Source organism: Pseudomonas sp. MWU15-20650 (assembly GCF_023242475.1).
GTDB lineage: Bacteria > Pseudomonadota > Gammaproteobacteria > Pseudomonadales > Pseudomonadaceae > Aquipseudomonas.
The window spans coordinates 177,046-198,287 of the sequence record NZ_JALJFG010000006.1; the positions used below are offsets into that span (position 1 = coordinate 177,046).

Annotated in this window: 23 protein-coding genes; 11 read left to right on the forward strand and 12 right to left on the reverse strand. The window is 60.6% G+C overall.

Going from position 1 to position 21,242, the window contains the following annotated elements:
• The first annotated feature begins 43 nt into the window (after positions 1-43).
• Positions 44-958 carry a hypothetical protein gene (locus tag M5B43_RS08425; RefSeq protein ID WP_248749655.1) on the forward strand — a complete coding sequence of 305 codons (915 nt, stop codon included), beginning with the start codon at positions 44-46 and terminating at the stop codon, positions 956-958.
• Positions 959-1,235: 277 nt separating this feature from the next.
• Here M5B43_RS08425 and M5B43_RS08430 read toward each other — a convergent pair whose 3' ends face one another.
• On the reverse strand, positions 1,236-2,462 hold the full coding sequence (locus M5B43_RS08430) for an MFS transporter (protein WP_248749656.1): 1,227 nt from the start codon (positions 2,460-2,462) through the stop codon (positions 1,236-1,238).
• Between the two features lie 206 nt (positions 2,463-2,668).
• On the opposite strand from M5B43_RS08430, the gene M5B43_RS08435 reads away from it, so the two are divergent.
• Positions 2,669-3,571 (forward strand): LysR family transcriptional regulator, encoded by a 903-nt coding sequence (locus M5B43_RS08435; protein ID WP_248749657.1) that lies wholly within the window; start codon positions 2,669-2,671, stop codon positions 3,569-3,571.
• Here M5B43_RS08435 and M5B43_RS08440 read toward each other — a convergent pair.
• Both M5B43_RS08440 and M5B43_RS08445 read right to left on the reverse strand, forming a co-directional pair.
• On the reverse strand, positions 3,563-4,321 hold the full coding sequence (locus tag M5B43_RS08440; RefSeq protein WP_248749658.1) for a substrate-binding domain-containing protein: 759 nt from the start codon (positions 4,319-4,321) through the stop codon (positions 3,563-3,565). The two genes, M5B43_RS08435 and M5B43_RS08440, sit on opposite strands and share 9 nt — an antisense overlap.
• The gene (locus M5B43_RS08445) at positions 4,318-5,625 is read right to left on the reverse strand and encodes an MFS transporter (protein WP_248749659.1); all 1,308 of its coding nucleotides are present in this window, start codon (positions 5,623-5,625) and stop codon (positions 4,318-4,320) included. The genes M5B43_RS08440 and M5B43_RS08445 overlap by 4 nt, the downstream gene beginning before the upstream one ends.
• Before the next feature lie 198 nt (positions 5,626-5,823).
• Between M5B43_RS08445 and M5B43_RS08450 the strand changes: the two genes are divergently transcribed.
• Complete coding sequence (locus tag M5B43_RS08450; RefSeq protein WP_248749660.1) at positions 5,824-5,970, forward strand: hypothetical protein; 147 nt, start codon at positions 5,824-5,826, stop codon at positions 5,968-5,970.
• Positions 5,971-5,985: 15 nt separating this feature from the next.
• Here the strand turns inward: M5B43_RS08450 and M5B43_RS08455 are convergent, their stop codons facing one another.
• Positions 5,986-6,375: a VOC family protein gene (locus M5B43_RS08455; protein ID WP_248749661.1), complete on the reverse strand. Its 390-nt coding sequence runs from the start codon at positions 6,373-6,375 to the stop codon at positions 5,986-5,988.
• 50 nt (positions 6,376-6,425) lie between these two features.
• Positions 6,426-6,605 carry a hypothetical protein gene (locus M5B43_RS08460; RefSeq protein ID WP_248749662.1) on the reverse strand — a complete coding sequence of 60 codons (180 nt, stop codon included), beginning with the start codon at positions 6,603-6,605 and terminating at the stop codon, positions 6,426-6,428.
• A 129-nt stretch (positions 6,606-6,734) separates the two neighbouring features.
• Here M5B43_RS08460 and M5B43_RS08465 point away from each other — a divergent pair, with 129 nt between their 5' ends.
• The 3 genes from M5B43_RS08465 to M5B43_RS08475 all read left to right on the forward strand — a co-directional run bounded on the left by M5B43_RS08465 (position 6,735) and on the right by M5B43_RS08475 (position 9,316).
• A complete protein-coding gene (locus tag M5B43_RS08465) occupies positions 6,735-7,670 on the forward strand; it encodes a LysR substrate-binding domain-containing protein (protein WP_248749663.1) in 936 nt (311 codons plus the stop codon).
• Between the two features lie 25 nt (positions 7,671-7,695).
• Entirely contained in the window at positions 7,696-8,883 is a 1,188-nt protein-coding gene (locus tag M5B43_RS08470; protein ID WP_248749664.1) for a low temperature requirement protein A, read from the forward strand.
• A gap of 70 nt (positions 8,884-8,953) precedes the next feature.
• Positions 8,954-9,316, forward strand: a complete 363-nt coding sequence (locus M5B43_RS08475) for a 5-carboxymethyl-2-hydroxymuconate Delta-isomerase (RefSeq protein ID WP_248749665.1) — start codon at positions 8,954-8,956, stop codon at positions 9,314-9,316.
• 3 nt (positions 9,317-9,319) lie between these two features.
• Here M5B43_RS08475 and M5B43_RS08480 read toward each other — a convergent pair whose 3' ends face one another.
• The 4 genes from M5B43_RS08480 to M5B43_RS08495 all read right to left on the reverse strand — a co-directional run bounded on the left by M5B43_RS08480 (position 9,320) and on the right by M5B43_RS08495 (position 13,528).
• Positions 9,320-10,255, reverse strand: a complete 936-nt coding sequence (locus M5B43_RS08480; RefSeq protein ID WP_248749666.1) for a LysR family transcriptional regulator — start codon at positions 10,253-10,255, stop codon at positions 9,320-9,322.
• Between the two features lie 137 nt (positions 10,256-10,392).
• The gene (locus M5B43_RS08485) at positions 10,393-11,580 is read right to left on the reverse strand and encodes a cyanate transporter (RefSeq protein WP_248749667.1); all 1,188 of its coding nucleotides are present in this window, start codon (positions 11,578-11,580) and stop codon (positions 10,393-10,395) included.
• A gap of 132 nt (positions 11,581-11,712) precedes the next feature.
• On the reverse strand, positions 11,713-11,946 hold the full coding sequence (locus tag M5B43_RS08490) for an aldehyde dehydrogenase family protein (RefSeq protein WP_349292362.1): 234 nt from the start codon (positions 11,944-11,946) through the stop codon (positions 11,713-11,715).
• Positions 11,903-13,528 carry a 5-guanidino-2-oxopentanoate decarboxylase gene (locus M5B43_RS08495; RefSeq protein ID WP_248749668.1) on the reverse strand — a complete coding sequence of 542 codons (1,626 nt, stop codon included), beginning with the start codon at positions 13,526-13,528 and terminating at the stop codon, positions 11,903-11,905. Before M5B43_RS08495 ends, M5B43_RS08490 begins: the two co-directional genes overlap by 44 nt.
• Before the next feature lie 111 nt (positions 13,529-13,639).
• On the opposite strand from M5B43_RS08495, the gene M5B43_RS08500 reads away from it, so the two are divergent.
• The gene (locus M5B43_RS08500; RefSeq protein ID WP_248749669.1) at positions 13,640-14,503 is read left to right on the forward strand and encodes a LysR substrate-binding domain-containing protein; all 864 of its coding nucleotides are present in this window, start codon (positions 13,640-13,642) and stop codon (positions 14,501-14,503) included.
• A 91-nt stretch (positions 14,504-14,594) separates the two neighbouring features.
• On the opposite strand, the gene M5B43_RS08505 is transcribed toward M5B43_RS08500, so the two are convergent.
• Both M5B43_RS08505 and M5B43_RS08510 read right to left on the reverse strand, forming a co-directional pair.
• Positions 14,595-15,209: an NAD(P)-dependent oxidoreductase gene (locus M5B43_RS08505; protein ID WP_248749670.1), complete on the reverse strand. Its 615-nt coding sequence runs from the start codon at positions 15,207-15,209 to the stop codon at positions 14,595-14,597.
• A 34-nt stretch (positions 15,210-15,243) separates the two neighbouring features.
• Positions 15,244-16,110 (reverse strand): MBL fold metallo-hydrolase, encoded by an 867-nt coding sequence (locus M5B43_RS08510; protein WP_248749671.1) that lies wholly within the window; start codon positions 16,108-16,110, stop codon positions 15,244-15,246.
• Positions 16,111-16,215: 105 nt separating this feature from the next.
• Here M5B43_RS08510 and M5B43_RS08515 point away from each other — a divergent pair, with 105 nt between their 5' ends.
• Together M5B43_RS08515 and M5B43_RS08520 are read left to right on the forward strand one after the other, a co-directional pair.
• The gene (locus M5B43_RS08515) at positions 16,216-17,121 is read left to right on the forward strand and encodes a LysR family transcriptional regulator (protein WP_248749672.1); all 906 of its coding nucleotides are present in this window, start codon (positions 16,216-16,218) and stop codon (positions 17,119-17,121) included.
• A gap of 98 nt (positions 17,122-17,219) precedes the next feature.
• Positions 17,220-17,396, forward strand: coding sequence for a hypothetical protein (locus M5B43_RS08520; RefSeq protein WP_248749673.1), 177 nt, complete (start codon positions 17,220-17,222; stop codon positions 17,394-17,396).
• 10 nt (positions 17,397-17,406) lie between these two features.
• Here M5B43_RS08520 and M5B43_RS08525 read toward each other — a convergent pair whose 3' ends face one another.
• Complete coding sequence (locus M5B43_RS08525) at positions 17,407-18,264, reverse strand: helix-turn-helix domain-containing protein (protein WP_248749674.1); 858 nt, start codon at positions 18,262-18,264, stop codon at positions 17,407-17,409.
• Positions 18,265-18,453: 189 nt separating this feature from the next.
• On the opposite strand from M5B43_RS08525, the gene pobA reads away from it, so the two are divergent.
• Together pobA and M5B43_RS08535 are read left to right on the forward strand one after the other, a co-directional pair.
• On the forward strand, positions 18,454-19,638 hold the full coding sequence (pobA, locus tag M5B43_RS08530; RefSeq protein ID WP_248749680.1) for a 4-hydroxybenzoate 3-monooxygenase: 1,185 nt from the start codon (positions 18,454-18,456) through the stop codon (positions 19,636-19,638).
• A gap of 67 nt (positions 19,639-19,705) precedes the next feature.
• A complete protein-coding gene (locus M5B43_RS08535; RefSeq protein WP_248749675.1) occupies positions 19,706-21,223 on the forward strand; it encodes an MDR family MFS transporter in 1,518 nt (505 codons plus the stop codon).
• Positions 21,224-21,242 lie beyond the last annotated feature (19 nt).

Genomic DNA, 21,242 nt, shown 5'->3' on the forward strand with positions numbered 1-21,242 from the left:
GCGCGACGGCGCAGATGATCGTCACTGCAGGTGGAGCATTCCGATGCAATTCAAACGTCTTTCCTGCGCCATGCTGGCGCTGACCAGCGTGCTCTCGGCATGCGGGATCCATTACCCCATCCCGTCGCCTACTAGGCAAACGCCGGAAATTCGCGAATTCTCGGGCGCACTGGCTTTATATGCGCCGCCGCAAAAGGCCTGGCAGTGGGCTGCGCAAACGTGGTTTACGGCCGAATTGAACGCCAACTGCAAAGGAATCGTTCGCTACGTCGACCCGGCCCAGGGTATTGATTCCTATGTGGGCGAAGGCAGTGTTCCAGACATACATTTTTCCAGTGACGATCCGGATGTGATTTTCGCGATGATGGCGGGGGCAGCGCAAAAGCTTATCTTCTCCACCGACGGAGGCCGTACCTTTGTGCGTGAAGTGCGCGAGCTCCCGGACAGGGTCTGGATTAAGTTCGTTGTACTGCGCAAGGGGCAGGTGTATGTCGGCGTGCAGCAACTCGGTTACGAAGCGGACGGGTATTTCCCCTGGACTAGCCCAGGTGTTAACGACAAGACCAGGACTCATGATGGGCCGCTTGAGGAAGTCAAGTTAACCCTGCTTGTCGCACCGCTGGACAAGAAAAACGCCCGTATTGGTTGGTATCAGGTACTGGCGCCAACGAGCTATCAATTCCGCCACGGCGCGGCCGAGGCTGATGGCGATTCCCTGAAACGGCTGAACTCGCTCGATGGACTCGGCTTGCCACACGGGGTGCAGACGAGTCCGCTGACCGAGTGCATGAAGACGGCAAGTTTGCCGCCAACATGGGATCAGATGAAAAATGCGGCTATTACGCGGCCGCAGGAGTGGTATGACGCCGCTAGAGCAGCCCACCCGGGGTGGAGCCGGCCGGAGAACGATGCATTCATCGAACGTATGCGTAGCGTGAAAGCGGGAACTTTCAAATAACGGTGGCTCTGTTCGAACCGGTCTGCGACGTCCAGGGCCGGCCTCCCAACCTCACCGAGGTGGCGCAAAGTCCAAGGGGGGAACTTAGACTTTTGCGAAGGACATGGAGTTTGTGATGCCGAGACGAAGTGGTCGTAGATCACCCGTGCTCCGCCACATTTGCCATGGCCTCTGGCGGCGGCTGGAACGCCTCATATCTTCGCCATTGCATAGAAAAAGCCCCGTTGCTGATTAAGCAACGGGGCTTTCGTTTGTGCCGTTTTTTATGTGGGGTCGGTTAGCCGGGTTGGGCCACCAGGCTATTACTGACCTTGCGCCCAAGCACCAGCACCGTCACAAAACCACACCCCACCAATGCCGTAGCCAGGCTCAACAGCACCGGGCTACCCATTTGATCAACAATCCGCCCACCGAAGAACGAACCCAAGGCAATAATCACCTGGAACAGGGCGACGAACAGCGGCATGCCACGTTCGACATCCTTGGGTGCGACGACAAACATCCAGATACTGGCGCAGGCCGGGAAGGCGCCGAAGGCGAAGCCCCAGAGAGCGATCAGCATCGCGGCGCCGGTCATGCCGGTGGCGAAGTAGGGGAACAGGGCGGTGCTGGTGCCGATCATCAGCGCCACCAACAGCAGGGTGTGGCGTACGCTGCGGTTGGCGGCGAAACCGGCAAAAACATTGCCCATTACCCCGGCCACACCGTAGAGCAGCAGCAGCGAGCCAATCGTCGGGCCGTCGAAGCCGGAGCTGTGTTTGAAGAAGGGCGCGACGTAGGTGTACGCCGCAAAGTGCGCCAGGCCGATCAACAACACCGCGATCAAACCGACCCGCGCTTGTGGGTTGATAAACAAGGCCGGCAGGTCACGGATCTGAATGGCCTTTTCCGGGGTGAGTCGCGGTAGCAGGAAGACCTGTGCCAGCAGCACGGGGACGCCCACCAGCGCGGTGACGAGGAACGTCATGCGCCAGCCCATCAGGCCGCTGAGCCAGGTGCCGACGGGCACGCCCAGTACGGTGGCCAGGGTCACCCCCATCATGATGATCGAGGTAGCCTTTGCCACGCCCACGCCCTTGGGAGCCAGGCGGCCGCTGAGGGCGATGGCCGTGGCCCAAAACCCGCCGATGCTGATGCCCAGCAAAACGCGGCCGAACAGCAGCAGGCTGAAGTCGCTGGCGTAGGCCACGACCGAGTTGGCAATGATCATGATCAGCGTCAGGCCGATCAGCAGATAACGACGGTCCATGGCGCCAATGCTGACAGACAGCAAGGGCGCGGCGAGGGCGGCCATGATACCGGGCAGGGTCACCATCAGGCCGGCGTGGCCGGCACTGATGCCGAGGTCGCTGGCGACGTCGTTGAGTACGCCCACCGGCAGAAACTCGCTGGTTACTAGGGCAAAGGCGCCCACGGCGACTGAGAGAATCGCCAACCACTGTTGTTTGACACTTTGTTGACTATGTTCGGGGCGACCGCGAGGGGCCTGGCTGGCACTTGGCATGGTGTTGGGTTCCAAGAGAGAGGTCGCCTGAAGACAGGCGAGGGGAGAAATGGCAGGCAATTATATAAACCCGTCCTGGCCATCAAGCAGGCGACCGTTTCGATAGTCATCATCAGTGCAATCGATGTGACGCCTTTGACACACATGGCGCCCTATCCCCGTCCAGACGATAATGCCCCCCAAATCGACCACACTGGCCTCTCCTCGTGATCATCAACTTCGATCTCAACGACCTCCAAGCTTTCCGCGCCGTGGTAGACAAGGGCAGTTTTCGCGCAGCCGCCGAGGCGATCCGTATCTCGCAGCCGGCCCTCAGCCGACGTATCGAAAAGCTCGAGTCCGCCCTGGATGTAAAGTTGTTCGAGCGCACCACGCGGCGGGTCAGCCTGACCATGGTCGGGCGCGCGTTCCTGCCTCAGGTCGAGCGTATGCTCGATGACCTCGACCTTGCCTTGATGGGCATCAGCAACGTCGCTTCCACGCGCATGGGTAACGTCACCATCGCCTGTGTGCCGTCTACCGCGTACTACTTCATGCCCCACGTAATCTCCGAATTCCACAAGCTGTATCCGAAGATTCGCCTGCGGGTGCTGGATGCCAGCGCCGGCGAGGTGTGCAATGCGGTGGAAAGTGGTGAGGCGGATTTTGGTGTGAGTTTCAGCGGCAGCCTGGCGGATGAAGTGGAGTTCGAGCTGTTATTGCAGGAGCGCTATGTACTGGCCTGTCGGCGCGATCATCCGTTGGCTGAGCGGGAGAGTGTGAGCTGGTCCGAAGCCTACGAGCATGACTACATCACCGTGGACAAAACCTCGGGCAACCGCTTCCTGCTGGACCAGGCTCTACGTGGCGTACGGGTGAAAAAGCCGAGTATTTGCGAGACCCACCACGTGACCACGATGATCGGGTTGGTGGAGGCGGGGTTGGGGGTGGCGATGGTGCCATCGATTGCGATGCCGGCGTGTACACATCCGATTCTGGTGAGCGTGCCGCTGGTGGAACCGCAGGTGATGCGCAATGTGGGCTTGATCAAACGCCGCGGGCGGACGTTGCCACCGGCGGCGTTGGAGTTGGAGCGGTTGGTGCGGGAGATGCCGTTTCGGTCAGTGTGACACCGAGTCCAGGCCGGTGGATTGCACCACCGGCTGGGCCTGCGGCGACGCCAGGTATTGCAGCAATGCCTTGGCCTGGGTCGGGTGCTTGGCATTAACCGGAATGCCTGCCGCAAAGCGCGTTACCGATTGCACATCTTCCGGGATCTTGCCGACATAAGTCACCCCCGGCACTGGCAACAGTTCAGCGACCTGCTGCAAGCCCACTTCGTAATCACCCTTGGCGACCTGTTCGGCGACCGGGATGCGTTCGATCATCGTGCCCTTGGCCGGCATGCCGAGCTTTTTGAACAGCTCCTTCTGGACATACACGCCGCTGGCACTGTCTGAGTACGCCACGGACTTGGCCTTGAGCAGCACCGCCTTGAGTTCGGCATCGGTGCCGATGGCCGGTTTGGCTGCGCCTGCCTTCACCACCAGGCCAATCCGCGAGTCAGCCAGTTCCACGCGGGAGGCCGGGTCGACCTTGCCTTGCTTGATCAAGTCATCCAGGGCATAGCCGACCATGATCACCACATCGGCCTCTTCGCCTCGCGCCAAGCGGTTGGGAATGGCCTGCGGCGCCTTGCCCATCGACGGGCCGAGGATGGTGTCGAGCGTATCGCCGCTTTGCTGGGTGTACTGTGGGCCGAGCAATTTATAAGCGGCGGTGAAGCCGCCGGAGGTCATTACCTTGAGTTCTTCGGCCTGGGCCGTCAGCGCCAGGGCGCCGAACGCCATGGCCGCCAGGGTGTTGAATAGCTGCTTCATAGCGCGGCCTCCCGCATGACCTGGCCACGGCTGTTGGCGCGACGATAGAGCGCCAGGGTCGAGCACAGGGCGCACAGCGCGGCGAACATCATCCAGTAGGCCGGCGAAGCCTTGTCTTCGGTGACGTGAATAAACCAGGTCGAGATCGCCGGTGTGAACCCGCCGAAGATCGCCGTCGCCAGGCTATAGGCCAGGGAGAAGCCCGCTACGCGCACTTCCACGGGCATGATTTCGGTCAGCGCCGGGATCATCGCACCGTTGTACATGCCGTAGAGGAAGGAGAACCACAGCAGGGTTTCGAGCATGTGCGCAAAGCTCGGTGCGCTCACCACGAACGACAGGGCCGGGTACGCGGTGATCACGGTCAGGGCGGTCATCGCGACCAGCACCGGCTTGCGCCCGAAGCGGTCGCTCAGGGTGCCGCCGATTGGCAGCCAGACAAAGTTCGACACCGCCACCAGCAGCGTCACCAGCAAGGCATCGGACGTGCTCAGTTGCAGTACGGTTTTGCCGAAGGTCGGCGCGTACACGGTGATCAGGTAGAACGCAGTGGTCGTCATGGCCACCATCAACATGCCGCCGATGACGACGGTCCAGTTCTTCACCAGCGTGGCCAGCACTTCGCGCATGGTCGGGCGGTGTTTGCGGTTGGCGAACTCTTCGGTTTCCTGCAGGTTGCGACGCAGTACGAAGATGAACGGGATGATCACGCAGCCAAGGGCGAACGGAATGCGCCAGCCCCAATCGGCCACCACGGCGGGTTCCATCCAGACGTTCAGACCATAGCCCAGTGCGGCAGCGACCACGATGGAAATCTGTTGGCTACCCGATTGCCAACTGGTGTAGAAGCCCTTGCGGCCCGGAGTGGCCATTTCGGAGAGGTAAACCGATACACCGCCCAACTCCGCGCCGGCCGAGAAGCCTTGCAACAGGCGGCCCAGCAACACCAGTAGTGGCGCCCATAAGCCAATGGTTTGATAACCCGGCACCAGCACGATCAAGAGCGTGCCGCTGGCCATGATCGACAGGGTCACGATCAGCCCTTTGCGGCGACCCACATCGTCGATGTAGGCGCCCAGGATGATTGCGCCCAGTGGTCGCATCAGGAAGCCCGCGCCGAATACGGCGAAGGTCATCATTAATGACGCAAACTCATTAGCGGCAGGGAAGAAGGCGGCAGCGATGTAGGTGGCGTAGAAGCCGAACAGAAAGAAGTCGAACTGTTCGAGGAAGTTGCCCGAAGTAACGCGCAGTACTGCACCTACTTTCGAATGGGCAGAGTCGGGCCGGGAAGGGCTAGTCATGGTTTTGTGTCTCCAGCGTTCTTTTTAAAGTGCTTGTTTCGCTTAAGACCGCGGATAGTGGCTGACACATTTCGAAATGATAAGTGAGTTCTTTGGATGTATTGATGTTCTCAGGTTATCAATTGGCAGGTTCGGCCAAACGGTTGGCCTTGTTCTATGCTTGCAGGTGTGACCAATTCTTACGGATGGGAGGTGGCTATGGATAACGAACATACGCAGGACAAGGCGCCGGAGCGCGAGCAGCCCCGGCAGCGTCGTGAGGAGGAGAAACCGCAAACCTGGAAGCACCCGGATGACGGCAAGGAGCTTTCCGAGCGGGATCAGGAGTTTCCGCCCAAACCTTGAGCGTATCAGCCCCGATCAATGGATCGGGGTACACAGCTCCACCAGGGTGCCGTCCGGGCAACGCAGGTAAGACACCACTTGCCCCCACGGCTTGGTACTCGGTGGCGACAGTTCTATCGCGCCTTGTACCAGCGCCTTGGCGTGGGCGACGAACACATCCTCGGTGACGAACCCCACTTCCATGCCCAGCGGCTGCCGGGAGGCGTGTGCGTGCACATGGCCACTCTTGAAGTTCAGCTCGCCCAATTCATGGGCGGCAAACGAAAGCGTGGTATCGCCGGTTTCCAACTCGCCATAGGTGCCCGATTCATGCAGGAAACGACGGCTGAAGCCGAAGGCTTTTTCAAAGAATGCCAGGGATGCAGCCACGTCCGGCACATAGATGATGGTGTAGGCAAACTTCATGATGTCGCGATCCTTGCTGAGGGTGTAAGGGGGGAGCGGTGCGTCGCGTGTTATGAAACCAGTAACGAAACAGGAAAACCCGACGCCAGTATCAAAAAGGCGACCACCGCCGCCAGGCACAAGCCGACGAACACCCGTAATAAAGTGCGCACGGTTGGGTGGGCGACAAACCGAATGATCCAGAGACAGAACCCGGCCAAGACGATGGCAAGGGCGAGAATGACCAGCACGATGGTGTTCCTGCAACCGTTAAGAGCTGATTTATAGTCTCAAAGCCGCGCGTTGAACAGTGTGCACATAGACGCAGCCCCACGGGCTTTCTAAACTGCGGTTTGTCTTGGGGAAAGGGGCGGGCGCCGATGAATCGCAACGAATTACGCAAGGCCGACATCAACTTGATGGTGGTCTTCGAAGCACTGATGCTCGAGCGCAATGTGACACGGGTGGCAGAGAAGCTGTTTCTCGGCCAACCGACCATCAGCTCGGCCCTCAACCGCTTGCGCACCTTGTTCAACGATCCGCTGTTTATTCGCGTTGGCCACCGCATGGAACCCACCGCACGAGCCGAGGAAATCATCCAGCACCTGTCACCGGCGTTGGATTCCTTATCGTCGGCGTTGAGCCTGACGCACGATTTCGACCCGTCTCTGAGCACCATGACGTTCCGTATCGGGTTGTCCGATGACGTGGAGTTCGGCCTGTTGCCACCGTTGCTGCGAGCCTTGCGCCAGGAAGCACCGTCGGTGGTGTTCGTGGTGCAGCATGTGGATTACTGGCGCATCCCGGACCTGCTGGCCTCCGGCGATATTACCGTTGGCATCACCCAGACACGCGGCCTGCCGGCGAATGCCAAGCGTAAATTATTGCGGCACATCCGGCCTTGCCTGTTGCGGGCCGATGCCTCGGACACACCGCTGACCCTCGACGAATATTGCACCCGGCCTCACGTGCTGGTCTCCCACACCGCTAACGTGTCCGGTTTCGCGGATGAATGGCTGGCGGAGATCGGCCGAAAGCGTCATGTGGTGCTGTCGGTGCCGCAATACAGCGCGTTGCCGGCGTTGCTCGCGGGAACTGACATGATCGCCAGCCTGCCGGACTACACGGCCCAGGCCATGGCCGCCGGTGGGCATCTGTTCTGTGAGCCGTTTCCGTTTGAAACCCCGACCCTGGACTTGTCCATGGTCTGGCTCAGCCATGTGGACACCGACCCGGCAGAACGCTGGATGCGCTCGCGGTTGGAGGCATTCATGAGTGAGCGCGAGCAGTTGCCGGCGATGGCGAAAAAATCCTGAGATAAGCCTTAAGGGAGTTCCACCGATGACCCCATCCTCTTCCTTGCTGCGTGGACGTGGCAGTCATGACAGCGGCAAGGTTGGCATGGTCGAGCTGTTTTTCGACCTGGTGTTCGTATTCGCCGTGACCCAATTGTCCCATTCGCTGCTTGCCCACCTGACACTCGGTGGCACGGTGCAGGTGGCGCTGATGATGGTTGCGGTGTGGTGGGTGTGGATCTTTACCTCGTGGATCACCAACTGGCTCGATCCGGAAAAAATTCCGATCCGCATCGGCCTGTTCGGCTTGATGGTGGCCGGCCTGCTCTTGTCCTCTTCAATCCCCAAGGCTTTTAGTGATCGAGGCTTGCTGTTTGCCGGTGCCTACGTGTTCATGCAAGTCGCACGCACGCTGTTTGCCTTGTGGGCCGTGCGCGGCGAGTCGCTGAATATGACCCGCAATTTCCAACGGATCCTGGCGTGGATGCTCTGCTCTGGCGTGTTCTGGCTGACCGGTGCGCTGCTCGAAGGGGAGCAGCGCCTGGCCTTTTGGGCATTGGCCCTGTTGATTGAGCTGATATCGCCGTCGGTGTATTTCTGGGTGCCGGGGCTTGGGCGTTCAACGCTGGCGGACTGGAATGTGGAAGGCAACCACATGGCCGAACGTTGCGGCCTGTTTGTGATCATCGCCCTCGGTGAGTCGTTGTTGGTGACCGGCGCCACATTCGCCGAATTGCCTTGGAGCCTGGAAGGCTTGGGCGCATTCCTGGTGGCCGTGGTGGGCAGCATCGCCCTGTGGTGGATCTATTTCGACAGCGGCGCCGAGCGCGCCCACCACCGTATTGCCAGCTCCGCCGACCCTGGCCGCCAGGCGCGGATTGCCTATACCTACCTGCACGTGTTGATCGTGGCGGGGATCATTGTCAGTGCGGTGGCCGACGAGTTGGTGCTGGTGCATCCGGGGCATGCCAGCGAGGCGGGCGTCATCGCGATCATCGCCGGCCCTGGCTTGTTTTTGTTGGGCTGTGCGTTGTTCAAGTGGGTGATGAGTGACCGGCCATTGCCACCGTTCTCGCACTTGGGCGGGTTGCTGATGTTGCTGGTGTTGTTGCCGCTGGGGTTGCAGTCAGTGTTTTCGGCGCTGGTACTGGGTGCGCTGACCACCGCCGTATTGGTGATCGTGGCGTTTTGGGAAAATCGTTCGCTGCGTAGCCAAACCGAGGTTTCACAGTGAAAGCGGTCTGATTCAGTTCGGCCACGTGTTATATGTATGACTCTTTTCCTACAAAAAATCGGAGCTTTTCATGCCGCACCTGCACTTGGAGTACACCGCCAATCTGACAGACCTGGCCGTCGAGAAAACCCTCTTGCGGCTCAACAACGTGCTGATGGCGTCCGGGCAGTTCGGTTCCGAGTTCGATATCAAAAGCCGTGCCGTGAAAGTAGAGCGTTTCCTGGTCGGCACCTCCCTCAGCCCGCGCGGGTTTATCGCTGTCACGTTGTCGCTGCTCAGCGGGCGCTCGCCGCAGGTCAAGAAGCAATTGTCGGAAAGCCTGTTGGCGGCGTTGCAGGATCTGGGCGAGTGGCCGGCGGACCTGCAGGTTCAACTCAGTGTCGAACTGCTCGACATAGATCGCGACGCCTACAGCAAAGTCGCGATCGGCTAAGGGTTACAACAACCCCTGCTCCGCGCACACCTTCACCACTTGCTCGCGAAACCAGGTATTGGCGCTGTCCTGTTCACTGGTTTCGTTCCACTGCATATCCAGCGTGAACCCCGGCAAACCGTTGGGGGCTTCACAAAAGCCGAACGCCGATGCGGGCGCCAGCAGCTTTTGCACGCGGCGGGGCAGGGTGACGATGAAGTCGGTGCCGCTGATCATCTTCAACGCGGCGCTGTAGCTGTTGGCCCGGGCGATCACCTGGCGCTTGCGGGCTTGGCGCGCGAGCCAGCCATCGATCATGTTGGTGTCGGAGGTCCACGGAGTGGGGAACACGTGGCGCCGCTCGACGAAGGACTGCAGGCTGAACGCCGGTTCCCGAGGCGCCGAGCGTTTGTCGAAGACGCACACCAGGTCATCTTCCAGCAGCATCTGGGTCTTGAAGTCTTTATGGGCGCGGTGAAAGTGTGGGCCGAAGCAGATCACCAGGTCGAGATGGCCTTCACGCAGGTCGTCGGCGGGAATCTCGGTTTCCAGCTTTTGCACGTTGACGATCACTGGCAGGTCGGCGTGGTCGAAGTTTTTCAGCAGGCGCGGCAGGATCAGTTGCTCGAAATATTCCGGCGCGCAGACGTTAAAGGTCACGGCCTTCTGGGTCGGGTCGAAGGCTTGGCCACCGGCGTGGCACAGGTTGATGCTTTCGAGGATCTTCTGCACATGGCCATACATCGTGCTGGCTTTGTACGTCGGACGCATGCCCGCCCGCGTGTTGATAAACAGCTCATCTTCAAAGCTGGTGCGCAGCTTCTTCAAGCTGTAGCTCACGGTGGACTGGCTGACGAACAGCGTTTCAGACACGTCGGTAACGCTGCTCTGGTCGTAGACGGCGATAAACACCATCAAGTCCTGCATATCGAGCTTTCTGAGCAAGTTACTGTTTAGCATCCATTCCATCCGGTAAGCCTTGGCACTGAGGCAGCGCGCGACAAGGGCAAAAGCTTAACGGAACGGGCGTACCAATAGAAAGCTCTGTAAGGCATTTCTATGTTTGAGGTGGGACAAATAATGTTTACAACACGACGTCAGCGAATATGTTGTGCGTAATGCTTCGGATTGAAACGTGTGACGATCACCAGCATCACCACGACCACAGCGGTCAGCGACCACCAGGCCCATTCGAAGCTGCCCAACTGGTCGCGAATCATCCCGGCGATCAGTGGCGACAGGCCCGCGATCAGGTAACCGATACCTTGCACAAACGCGGTCAGGCCACCGGCGCGGCGTGGGTTCTCCAGGTGGTCGAGGGACAGGATCAGGCTCATCGGGAACAGGCCACCGATGCCCAGGCCGAGCAGGCAAGGCCACAGCAGGCTCCAGTGTTGCGGGCTGAGGATCAGGCCGCAGAAGCCGCTGATGATCAGCACCAGCAACACGGCCACCACCGCGCGTTTATCCTGGCGACGGTTGGCGATGGCAGGGGTGATCAGGCCGGACACCACTTCCATGGCAGTCAGGAAGCCCAGCAGCAAACCGGCATTTTGTTCACTCCAGCCTTGTTCGACGTAGTACGGCGCCAGCCACGCCAAGACACAGGTGTAGGACGCGGTGCCAAGGCCAAAGAAGACTGCCAGTAACCAGGCACGGCCATTACCGAAGAACGACGCCTGCGGGCCGGCGCCAGCTTGGGGCAGGGGTGGCAAACCCGCGCGCTGCGCAGACCAGAACACCAGCGCGAGCAACGCCAGCACGGCCCAGATCGCCAGGCCGATGCGCCAGCTGCCGGTCTGCATTTGCACGAAAGGGGAGAACGATGCCGCCAATGCTGCACCGCCCATGATAGCGGTGACATACAAGCCCATGAACAGCGAAACGTTATCGCTGAACCGCGATTTGATCAGTGCCGGCATCAACGCCTGGATCATTGCAATCCCGACGCCGGCCGCAATGGCGCTGACGATCAGTTCCAGTGCCGAATCCAGAAACAGCCGCGACAGCGTCGCCACGCCGATCACCAGCAACGACGCCACAATGCTGCGGTGTTCGCCAAAACGCCTGGCCAGGCCCATGCCAAAGAACATGGCCAGGCCCATGGCCATGACTGGCAACATGGTCAGCAAGGCCGCACTGCTGAAACTCAGGGGCACATCACTGCGTATCGATGACAACAGCGGGCCTATGGCCGCCATCGACGGGCGCAGGTTAAGGGCGACCAGCACAACGCTGATCATCAGCCAGACAGCGGTGCGGGGTTTTGCGTGAACGTTTTCCATGGGGCTGCCTTGAATGAACAAGGGCGAATCAGGCCATGCAGGGACGCGTGCGGCAAATCAGAAAGTCGTAGGCACTATCTAAAAATTGCAGTCTCACAAACAGCACAGGTCAAATTGTGGGAGTTAGCTGTTTCAGGTGGATCGGATCACATGCTTGATCTCCTGAAACGCCGCCAACCCCCACGGCCCCAGCGCGCGGCCGATACTGCTTGGCTTGTAACCGCCCCATGCCGTCTGCGGGAAGATCACCTGCGGTGCGTTGATCCTTACCCGCCCGGCCTGCACGCCATTCGCCGTCGATAGACACCGTTCGACACGGCGTTCATACCGCCGCCTCACGCATCCATGACCCCTGGTCAATTTCAATCAGCGTTGGCCGCTGGCGATCAGTGGCCGCGCGTAATGCGGCGCGCAGCTGTTCGATGCCCTGGATGCTTTGGGCCGCGCAGCCGAGTGCCTTGGCCACGCCAATGAAGTCTGGGGTGTAGATGTCTACGCCCACCGGTTCGATAGCACGGTTGACCATGTATTTCTTGATCTCTTCATAGCCCTGGTTATTCCATAACAGCACGATGACCGGTGTGCGCGCTTCCACGGCGCTGGCCAATTCCGGCAGGGTGAATTGCAAGCCGCCATCGCCGATCAGGCACACCACCGGCTGCCCATCGCCACGTCCCAGCCAGGCGCCGATGGCGGCGGGCAGCGCATAACCCAAGGTGCCGTAGCCAGTCGATGCGTTGAACCAGCGGCGTGGGTGGTCGAGGTTCAGGGTCAGGTTGCCGCTGTACACCGGTTGGGTGGAGTCGCCCACCAGCACGGCGTCGGGCAATTGCTCCAGGACGGTATGGAGCAACAGCGTTTGTGCTCGGGTGGCAGCGTCCCAGGTGGGCGCCAACGCGGCCCACAAACGGGCGACGCGGGGTGCGCCCCAATCGGCCTGGCGTGGCGGCAATGATGAGGCGTTCAGTTCGGTGAGCAAGGCTTGGGCGGCGACGTGGGCGTCGGCCACCATCGCGACCTGGGGTGGGTAATTGCGTACGGTCTGGTCCGGGTCGATGTCGATACGCAGCAGCGCGCCGGGAATCTGGAAACCGCCGGCAAAGGTCACGTCGTAGTCGGTTTCCGCCAGCTCTGTGCCGATGGCCAGCACCACGTCAGCCTCGGCGACCAGGGCGCGGGTGGCGGCCAGGGTTTGCGTCGAACCGATCAGCAACGGGTGGGAGGAGGGCAGCATACCTTTGGCGTTGATGGTCAGGGCCACGGGGGCACCGAGGGTTTGCGCCAGGCGCGTGAGTGCCGGGGCTGCGTCAATGGCGCCGCCACCGGCCAGGATCAACGGGCGTTTTGCCGCTGCAAGCCGTTGGCTCATCAGCTTGACTGCCGACGGTGCTGCACCGGCACGGGCCACGCTGACGGGTTGGCTGCCCAACAACGCGTCGGCGTTTTCCACCAACACATCCAGCGGAATTTCGATATGCACCGGGCGCGGCCGCCCGGCCTGGAACACCGCAAACGCTCGCGCCAGCACGCCGGGCAGCTCCGCTGCCGACATCAACGTGTGGGAGAACGCTGCAACGCCTGCAACCAGCGCACTCTGGTTCGGCAGTTCGTGCAACTTGCCGCGCCCACCGCCCAACTGGCTGCGCGACTGCACGCTGGAAATCACCAGCATCGGGATCGAGTCGGCATAGGCTTGGCCCATGGCCGTGGTGATGTTGGTCATGCCGGGGCCGGTGATGATGAAGCACACACCGGGCTTGCCGCGGGTGCGCGCATAGCCGTCGGCCATAAAACCGGCGCCCTGTTCGTGGCGCGGGGTGACGTGACGGATGTTGGCGCGCGCCAGGCCACGGTACAGCTCCACGGTGTGTACACCGGGAATACCGAACACCTGCTCCACACCGTAGCGTTCCAGGAGGTTGACCAACACTTCGCCGCAGGTCGCCATAGAGGTCGCTCTTGTTATTGATTCGAGGCGCTATTGGAGCGGCTGGCCCATAGCGGCAACAATCGATAAAAAGTCATACTAGCCATGTCCCCACGTCATGGCTGCGCCCCAATGAAACGCCTTCCCCCCTTGCCTGCGTTGCACACCTTCTGGGTCACGGCCCAGTGTTGCAACTTCACCCGCGCCGCTGAGCAACTGCACATCACCCAGGGCGCGGTGAGCCGGCAGATCGCCGGGCTGGAAAACCATTTGGGCTACGCCTTGTTCCAGCGCCAGGCACGGGGCTTGAGCCTGACCGAGGAGGGGCGCGAGTGGGCACAGCGTGTACAGCAGGTGTTTGGCTTGATCGGTGATGCGGTTGGGCAAATCGGCGGCCGTCGCGAAACCCTGCAACTGAAAGCTTCCACCTGTGTGATGCGCTGGTTGCTGCCACGCTTGATGCAATGGCAAAAGGAACGCCCGGACGTACCGGTGGAGCTCACCACCACGGTGGCGTACACCGTGGATTTTCGTCGCGAGCAATTCGACGCGGCGGTGATCTATGCGCCCATTGCCGAGCAATCCGCCGACGCCCGGCATTTGTTCGATGAGCAACTCACGCCGGTCTGTGCGCCGGCGTTGTTGGAGGGTTTGCGTACGCCGGCGGATCTGCAACGGCAGGTGCTGTTGCATCCCACGCGAGACGAGCGGGATTGGGCCCTGTGGTTAAAGGCTGCCAATACGCGCTTGAGCAATATGGCCCAGGGGCATCACTTTGAGACACTGGATTTGGCGATGACCGTGGCGTCCCAGGGTTCCGGGGTGGCGATTGGTGACAGTGCCTTGATTGGCGAGGATGTGAAGGCTGGGCGGTTGGCGACGCCGTTTGAACGGCGGGTGCCGACGGGGATGGGGTATTACCTGGTGTATCCGCCGGGGACGGAGCCTTCTGCTGGGTTGTCAGCCCTGATGGATTGGCTGGTCAGCCAGGCATAACTGTGGGAGGGGGCTTGCTCCCGATAGCGGTGGTTCAGTTGGCAAATTCTGGACTTCACACCGCTATCGGGAGCAAGCGCCCTCCCACCTATCAGTAACCGACGGTGAAGCGCTGACGCGAGTGTTTCGGTGTTTCAACCTCGTCGATCATGGCAATGGCGAAGTCGGCAAAACTGATCGAGCTTTTACCGTCACTGCTCACCAGCAGGTCATCCTGGCCCAGGCGGAATTGACCGGTGCGCTCGGTTCCATCGAACAGCGCAGAGGGTGAGAGGAACGTCCAATCCAATTGCTTTTCCTGACGCAGCTCTTCCAGGAAATCAGCGCCGGCACTGGCTTCGTCCTTGTACTGCGCCGGGAAGCCCGGGCTGTCGATCACTCGGCTGCCGTTCGGTAGCAGCAGCGAACCCGCGCCGCCCACGACCAGCAGGCGTTTGACCCCGGCCTTTTTTACCGGGTCGATCACGGCGCTGGCGGGCAGGGTGGAAAAGTGCACGGCACTGATCACCACATCGCTGCCGCTGATGGCTTGTTGCAGGGCGTTGGCATCCAGGGCATCGACCTGTTTGACGGTGACGCCTGGGCGTGCAGTCAGTTTGTCGGTATTGCGGGCGATGGCAGTGACGGTATGCCCACGGCGCAGCGCTTCTTCCAGCAGTTGGCTACCGGCACGGCCAGTGGCACCAATGATTGCAATCTTGCTCATGACGTTCTCCAGTAAGGTTAGGGTTTAAAGCCAATTACCACTTCATTTCGCCCTTGGCGACTTTGGCGCTCAGTTCCAGCGAGCTTTCTTCGCCGAGGGTCGGATAACGCTTTTTCATGGCCGCAATCAGCGCGACGGAATCCTTGGCCTTGGCGGTCTCGATGTCGAAAGCCTTGATGTAGTCCGCGGTAAAGGTCACGGATTTCAGCGACGGGCTACCCAGGTAGTGGCCCGGAATCACGGTGCGCGGCTTCAGGTCTTCAATGCGTTGCAGGGTTGCCAGCCAGTCTTTGTGCGATTGCGCGCTTTGGGTGTCGGCCATCCATACGTGGATGTTTTCTGCGACAACCACACCACCGATGACGGCCTTGATCGACGGTACCCACACAAAACTGCGATCCGGCTGCGGGCCGTCCAGGCCAATCACGTCCAGTTGTTGCCCTTCAAGCGTCAGGCTGTGGCCGTCAAGCACTTGCGGCACGATGGTTTTAGCAGGCTTGTCGGCGCCCATTTTCGGGCCCCAGAACTCCAGCTTACCGGCGACGGTGGCCTTGATGTGGTCGACCACCGGTTGCGGGGCCAGCACCTTGGCGTCGGGGAAGGCGGCGGTCAGGGTGTCGAGGCCGAAGTAGTAGTCCGGGTCGCCATGGCTGATGTAGATGGTGGTCAGGTGCTTGCCGCTGGCGCGGATCTTCTGCACCAGTTGCTCGGCTTGGCTTTTGCCGAACTGTGCGTCCACCAGGATCGCGTCTTTCGCACCGCTGACCAGCACCGAGCTGACCGGGAAGATGGCGGCCTCGCCTGGGTTGTACACGTCGAGTTTGAGGTCGGCCGCCGCTGCGTGGGCAGCGAAGGCGAGGGCGGCGGTTGCCAGGGTCAAGCGTTTGAAGGTCGAGAACATGGGGCAGCTCCTGCCGTTGGTAAGGGATGCACAGAGCTTAGTTGCATAAAACACAACAAAAAATGCGATGCTTGGACATAGTTTGTTTCTAAAAGCGGGCAAATCATGGATCGTCTTCAAGCAATGCGGGTGTTTGTGACCGTGGTGGATTTGGGCAGTCAATCCGCTGCCGCCGACCACCTCGACCTGTCGCGCCCGGTGGTGTCACGCTATCTGGCGGAATTGGAAGACTGGGTCGGTGCCCGCCTGCTGCACCGTACGACACGCAAGCTCAGCCTCACCGCCGCCGGTGGCGAAACCCTGCCGCGTTGTCGCCAATTGCTGGAGCTGTGTGGCGATATGCAAGCTGCCGTCAGCGAACCCGACGAGACGCCCCGGGGCATGTTGCGCCTGAGTGTCAGCACCTCGTTCGGCCAGGCGCAATTGGCGCAGGCCATCGCCGAATACGTCAAGCGCTACCCTTTGGTGACCGTCGATATGCAAATGCTCGACCGCACAGTGAACCTGGTGGATGAACGTATCGACTTGGCCATCCGCACCAGTAATGACCTGGACCCGAACCTCATCGCTCGCCGTTTGACCGTATGCCGCTCGGTGGTGTGTGCAACACCGGCCTATCTGCGCGAGTACCCTGCGCCGAAGAAGGTCGAAGACCTGGCCCGGCACAATTGCCTGACCCACTCTTATTTCGGCAAAAGCTTGTGGCATTTCGAAGAGCACGGCGAACACGTGTCGGTGCCGGTCCACGGCAATATCACCGCCAACGAGGCCAGCACCTTGTTGCGCGTGACGTTGGCCGGGGCGGGGGTGGCGATGCTGCCCAGTTATCAGGTCGGTGACTATATTCGTCGTGGCGAGCTGGTGCGTTTGCTGCCGGAGGCTGAACCCCGGCAGATGAATATCTATGCGGTCTATGCCTCGCGCAAGCACATGCCGTCGGCGTTGCGCAGCTTGTTGGATTTTCTGGTGCTGCGGTTTCCTGAGGAACCCGTGTGGGATGCAGGGCTCTGATCCGACATAAGCGTGTTGAATAGCGCCCAATAATGGCAACTCGCTCTGACTGACCTATGCTTTAAACAGCACCGAGTCGATTCATTCAGAGGTGTGCCATGATTCTAAAAATCAGAAAGTACCTGATGATTTACATCCTGTGCATCCTGGCTACCGCGCTCTACGGCACGGCAGCTTATCGGGTCGAGCAGACCCGCATGCAGCCGACCTTCGCGGTCAGTTGCCACCATGACCTGTGCGCTCCACGCACCGGTAGTTTCAGCTCGCTCAGGTAGGCTGCTTCGCCTATAGCTGCTCGCGAAAGGCTTTGGGTGAAAAACCGACCCGCCGGCGAAACAGCCGTGAGAAGTTGGTCGGGTCGGAAAAACCCAGCACCTCGGACATCTCATTGATGGTCATGCTGGTGTAGGTCAGCAGGCGCTTGGCTTCCAGCAATTGGCGGTCATGCATGATCTGCAACGCAGGCTGCCCGCCCAGTTCCCGACATGTCCCATTCAGGTGTGAGACCGAGATGCCCAGCTTGTGGGCCAAGTCTTCGATCTTGGGGTGTTCGCGGTAATGCTGTTCGACCAACTGGGTGAAGCGTCGAAAATATTCACGCCCTCGCGGTGCCCGCGGGTGGCGGCGCTGGATCGCCTGGCGGCTGATCCACACCAGCAACACGCTGATCAGGGCGTGCATCATCATGTCCCGGGCCGGTTGCTCATCGGCGTATTCGTCCTGCAAGCGGACGAACAGGCTGTTGAGGTAGTCGCTGTCCTTGCCCGCCGGGTAACTGCCAAGGGTTTGCAGGCCATTGATGGTGGAGCCCAATTGCGCCTGCAAGTGGCTGACCAACGGCGCTGAGAGTGTCACCACATAACCTTCCACATCTTCGGAAAAACGAAAGCCATGCACACATAACGGCGGCAGCACTTGCAGGCTCGCTTCGCTGAGTGTGGTGCGCTGGCCTTCGATTTCCAGTTGTGCCTGGCCTTTGTGGACGTACAGCAACTGGCACAAATCCGCGTGCCGGTGGGGCTGGATTTCCCACTGATATTCCCGACTGCGCCGGGAAATGGTTTCGCAGTGCAACAAATCGGGGGTCGGCCACTCTTGGCTTTCCCCGTAAAGCTTGAAGACCGGAATCGCGGTTTTGGTCATGGTTTCAATCCGATACTCAGGATAGTGGTTCGGTAATCGCCCCGATTGGCGAAAAGCGCAGGCTTTTAAGCAGTTCTCACCTTCTTATGCTGCTCTCTCAAGTGAAAAATGTCAGCCACACGTCCAATGACAACTCTTTCACTTGATCCGTTCGGGTGAAGCATGAAGGCCATAAAAATAATGAAAACGCTGAAAACCCAAGTCGCCATTATCGGCGCCGGTCCTTCCGGATTATTACTCGGCCAACTGTTGCACGAGGCCGGTATCGAAACCCTCATTCTAGAGCGCCAGAGTGCCGATTACGTGCAGGGCCGCATCCGTGCCGGCGTGTTGGAACAAGGCATGGTCGACCTGCTGCGCGAGGCCGGTGTTAGCCGACGTATGGACATGGAGGGCCTGGTGCACGACGGTTTTGAATTGGCGATCAATGGCCAGCTTGTCCATATTGACCTCAAGGCCCTGACGGGTGGCCAGTCGGTGATGATCTACGGCCAGACCGAGGTCACTCGCGACCTCATGGCCGCCCGCGCAGACGCCGGCGGCGTTACCTTCTACGAAGCCTCCCATGTGCAGCCCCATGACCTGAAAAGCGAGCGACCCTGGCTGACATTCGAGCATCAGGGCGAAACCTTTCGTCTGGACTGCGATTACATCGCCGGGTGTGATGGGTTCCATGGCGTGGCCCGGCAGTCGATTCCGGCTGAGTCATTGAAGGTATTCGAGCGGGTCTATCCCTTTGGCTGGCTGGGCGTGCTGGCGGACACACCGCCCGTACACGCTGAGCTGGTGTACGCCAAACACCCGCGCGGCTTTGCGCTATGCAGCATGCGTTCACCGACCCGCAGCCGTTATTACCTGCAAGTGCCGGCCGAAGAGGCGCTGGACCAATGGCCGGACGAGCGCTTCTGGGATGAGTTGAAAACCCGCCTGCCCAGCGCATTGGCAGCGCAGTTGGTGACCGGCCCGTCGATAGAGAAAAGCATCGCGCCGCTGCGCAGTTTTGTGGTGGAGCCCATGCAGTACGGGCGCCTGTTCCTGCTGGGCGATGCTGCGCATATCGTACCGCCCACCGGCGCCAAGGGCTTGAACCTGGCGGCCAGTGATGTGAATACGTTGTTTCGGATCTTGCTCAAGGTCTATCGCGAAGGGCGGCTGGACCTGCTGGAAAAATACTCGGCGATTTGCCTGCGCCGTGTGTGGAAGGCCGAGCGGTTTTCCTGGTGGATGACCTCGATGCTGCACCACTTCCCACAGGCGGACGGGTTTAGCCAGCGCATTGCCGAGAGCGAACTGGATTATTTTGTCCACGCTGAAGCTGGGCGCAAAACCATTGCAGAAAATTACGTCGGGCTTCCTTATGAAGCTATCGAGTAGCCTGCTATCGTATTGAGCATTCCCGCGAGCCTTTCCTTCCTCGCGGGCCCTGCTCGAAGGTTCTACCGTGACCAACCTCAATCAGCCCGCCCAGCCGGTTCCCGCCGTACGCAGCGTCCTCGCCGCCTTGATGATGGCGATCTTCCTCGGCGCCCTGGACCAGACCATTGTCGCCGTGTCCATGCCGGCCATCTCCGCTCAGTTCCACGACGTCAACCTGCTGGCCTGGGTGATCTCCGGCTATATGGTGGCGATGACCGTGGCGGTGCCGATCTACGGCAAGCTGGGGGACTTGTATGGGCGGCGGCCGATGATGCTGATCGGCATGGGCGTGTTCACCCTGGCGTCGCTGTTCTGCGGCATGGCGCAAAGCATGGAACAACTGGTGCTGGCGCGGATTCTCCAGGGCATCGGTGCCGGCGGGATGATCTCGGTGAGCCAGGCGATCATCGGCGACATCATTCCACCCCGTGAACGCGGGCGGTACCAGGGCTACTTCAGCAGCATGTACGCGGTGGCCAGCGTGGCCGGGCCGGTGTTGGGCGGCTACATGACCGAGTACCTGTCCTGGCGCTGGGTATTCCTGATCAACCTGCCGCTGGGGGCGGGTGCCTGGTACGTCGCCCATCGCACACTGGTGGGGCTGCCGGTGCCGCAACGCAAGCCGATCATCGATTACCTCGGCACGCTGTTGATGATCATGGGGTTGACGGCGTTGCTGTTGGGCATCACTGAAATTGGTCAGGGCCATGATTGGCGTGACGATCAAGTGCTGGGGTTGCTGGCCTGTGCGCTGGTGGCATTGAGCGTGTTTGTCTGGCACGAGCGGCGCGCGCGCGAGCCGTTGCTGCCGATGCACCTGTTCGCCAACCGCAGCGCGGTGTTGTGCTGGTGCACGATTTTCTTCACCAGTTTCCAGGCGATTTCCCTGACCGTGTTGATGCCTCTGCGTTATCAGACCGTGACCGGCTCCGGTGCCGATAGCGCGGCCTTGCACCTGCTGCCCCTGGCGATAGGTTTGCCGATGGGCGCCTATTTCGCCGGGCGCATGACCTCGGTGACCGGCCGCTATAAGCCGATGATTCTCAGTGGCGCGCTGTTGAGCCCTTTCGCCATCCTGGGCATGGCCTACAGTGCCCCCCAGGCGGTCGCCCTCACGGCGGTGTTTATGCTGTTGTGCGGTATCGCCGCCGGCATGCAGTTCCCCACCTCATTGGTGGGCACGCAAAACTCGGTGGAACAGCGGGACATTGGCGTGGCCACCAGCACCACCAACCTGTTTCGTTCACTGGGCGGGGCAGTGGGGGTGGCCTGCATGTCGGCGCTGCTGCTGGCGCTATTGCACGACTCCAGCTTTGCCCACCTGGCCAGCGGCGCGCTGGCGGCCGAAGGCAGCTCCGGCAACGTACTGCTCGACGGCCTGAACGCCGCGCCAGGCCCGGCACAGGATGCCTTGCGCGGGGAGTTGGCGGTGACGTTCCGGCATTTGTTGATGGTGAGTGCGGCGGTGTCGCTGCTGGGGTTAGCCGCTGCTATAGCGATGCCCAATCGACTGCTGCGCGGGCGTGAAGACAAGGCCAAATGACTGACACGCTAGCGATACC

Bases quoted from the DNA above. Each gene is read 5' to 3' on its own strand.
- M5B43_RS08425 (WP_248749655.1), top strand. From the start codon at position 44: ATGCAATTCAAACGTCTTTCCTGCGCCATGCTGGCGCTGACCAGCGTG.
- M5B43_RS08430 (WP_248749656.1), bottom strand. From the start codon at position 2,462: ATGCCAAGTGCCAGCCAGGCCCCTCGCGGTCGCCCCGAACATAGTCAA.
- M5B43_RS08440 (WP_248749658.1), bottom strand. From the start codon at position 4,321: ATGAAGCAGCTATTCAACACCCTGGCGGCCATGGCGTTCGGCGCCCTG.
- M5B43_RS08445 (WP_248749659.1), bottom strand. From the start codon at position 5,625: ATGACTAGCCCTTCCCGGCCCGACTCTGCCCATTCGAAAGTAGGTGCA.
- M5B43_RS08450 (WP_248749660.1), top strand. From the start codon at position 5,824: ATGGATAACGAACATACGCAGGACAAGGCGCCGGAGCGCGAGCAGCCC.
- M5B43_RS08455 (WP_248749661.1), bottom strand. From the start codon at position 6,375: ATGAAGTTTGCCTACACCATCATCTATGTGCCGGACGTGGCTGCATCC.
- M5B43_RS08465 (WP_248749663.1), top strand. From the start codon at position 6,735: ATGAATCGCAACGAATTACGCAAGGCCGACATCAACTTGATGGTGGTC.
- M5B43_RS08470 (WP_248749664.1), top strand. From the start codon at position 7,696: ATGACCCCATCCTCTTCCTTGCTGCGTGGACGTGGCAGTCATGACAGC.
- M5B43_RS08475 (WP_248749665.1), top strand. From the start codon at position 8,954: ATGCCGCACCTGCACTTGGAGTACACCGCCAATCTGACAGACCTGGCC.
- M5B43_RS08480 (WP_248749666.1), bottom strand. From the start codon at position 10,255: ATGCTAAACAGTAACTTGCTCAGAAAGCTCGATATGCAGGACTTGATG.
- M5B43_RS08485 (WP_248749667.1), bottom strand. From the start codon at position 11,580: ATGGAAAACGTTCACGCAAAACCCCGCACCGCTGTCTGGCTGATGATC.
- M5B43_RS08495 (WP_248749668.1), bottom strand. From the start codon at position 13,528: ATGGCGACCTGCGGCGAAGTGTTGGTCAACCTCCTGGAACGCTACGGT.
- M5B43_RS08500 (WP_248749669.1), top strand. From the start codon at position 13,640: ATGAAACGCCTTCCCCCCTTGCCTGCGTTGCACACCTTCTGGGTCACG.
- M5B43_RS08505 (WP_248749670.1), bottom strand. From the start codon at position 15,209: ATGAGCAAGATTGCAATCATTGGTGCCACTGGCCGTGCCGGTAGCCAA.
- M5B43_RS08510 (WP_248749671.1), bottom strand. From the start codon at position 16,110: ATGTTCTCGACCTTCAAACGCTTGACCCTGGCAACCGCCGCCCTCGCC.
- M5B43_RS08515 (WP_248749672.1), top strand. From the start codon at position 16,216: ATGGATCGTCTTCAAGCAATGCGGGTGTTTGTGACCGTGGTGGATTTG.
- M5B43_RS08520 (WP_248749673.1), top strand. From the start codon at position 17,220: ATGATTCTAAAAATCAGAAAGTACCTGATGATTTACATCCTGTGCATC.
- M5B43_RS08525 (WP_248749674.1), bottom strand. From the start codon at position 18,264: ATGACCAAAACCGCGATTCCGGTCTTCAAGCTTTACGGGGAAAGCCAA.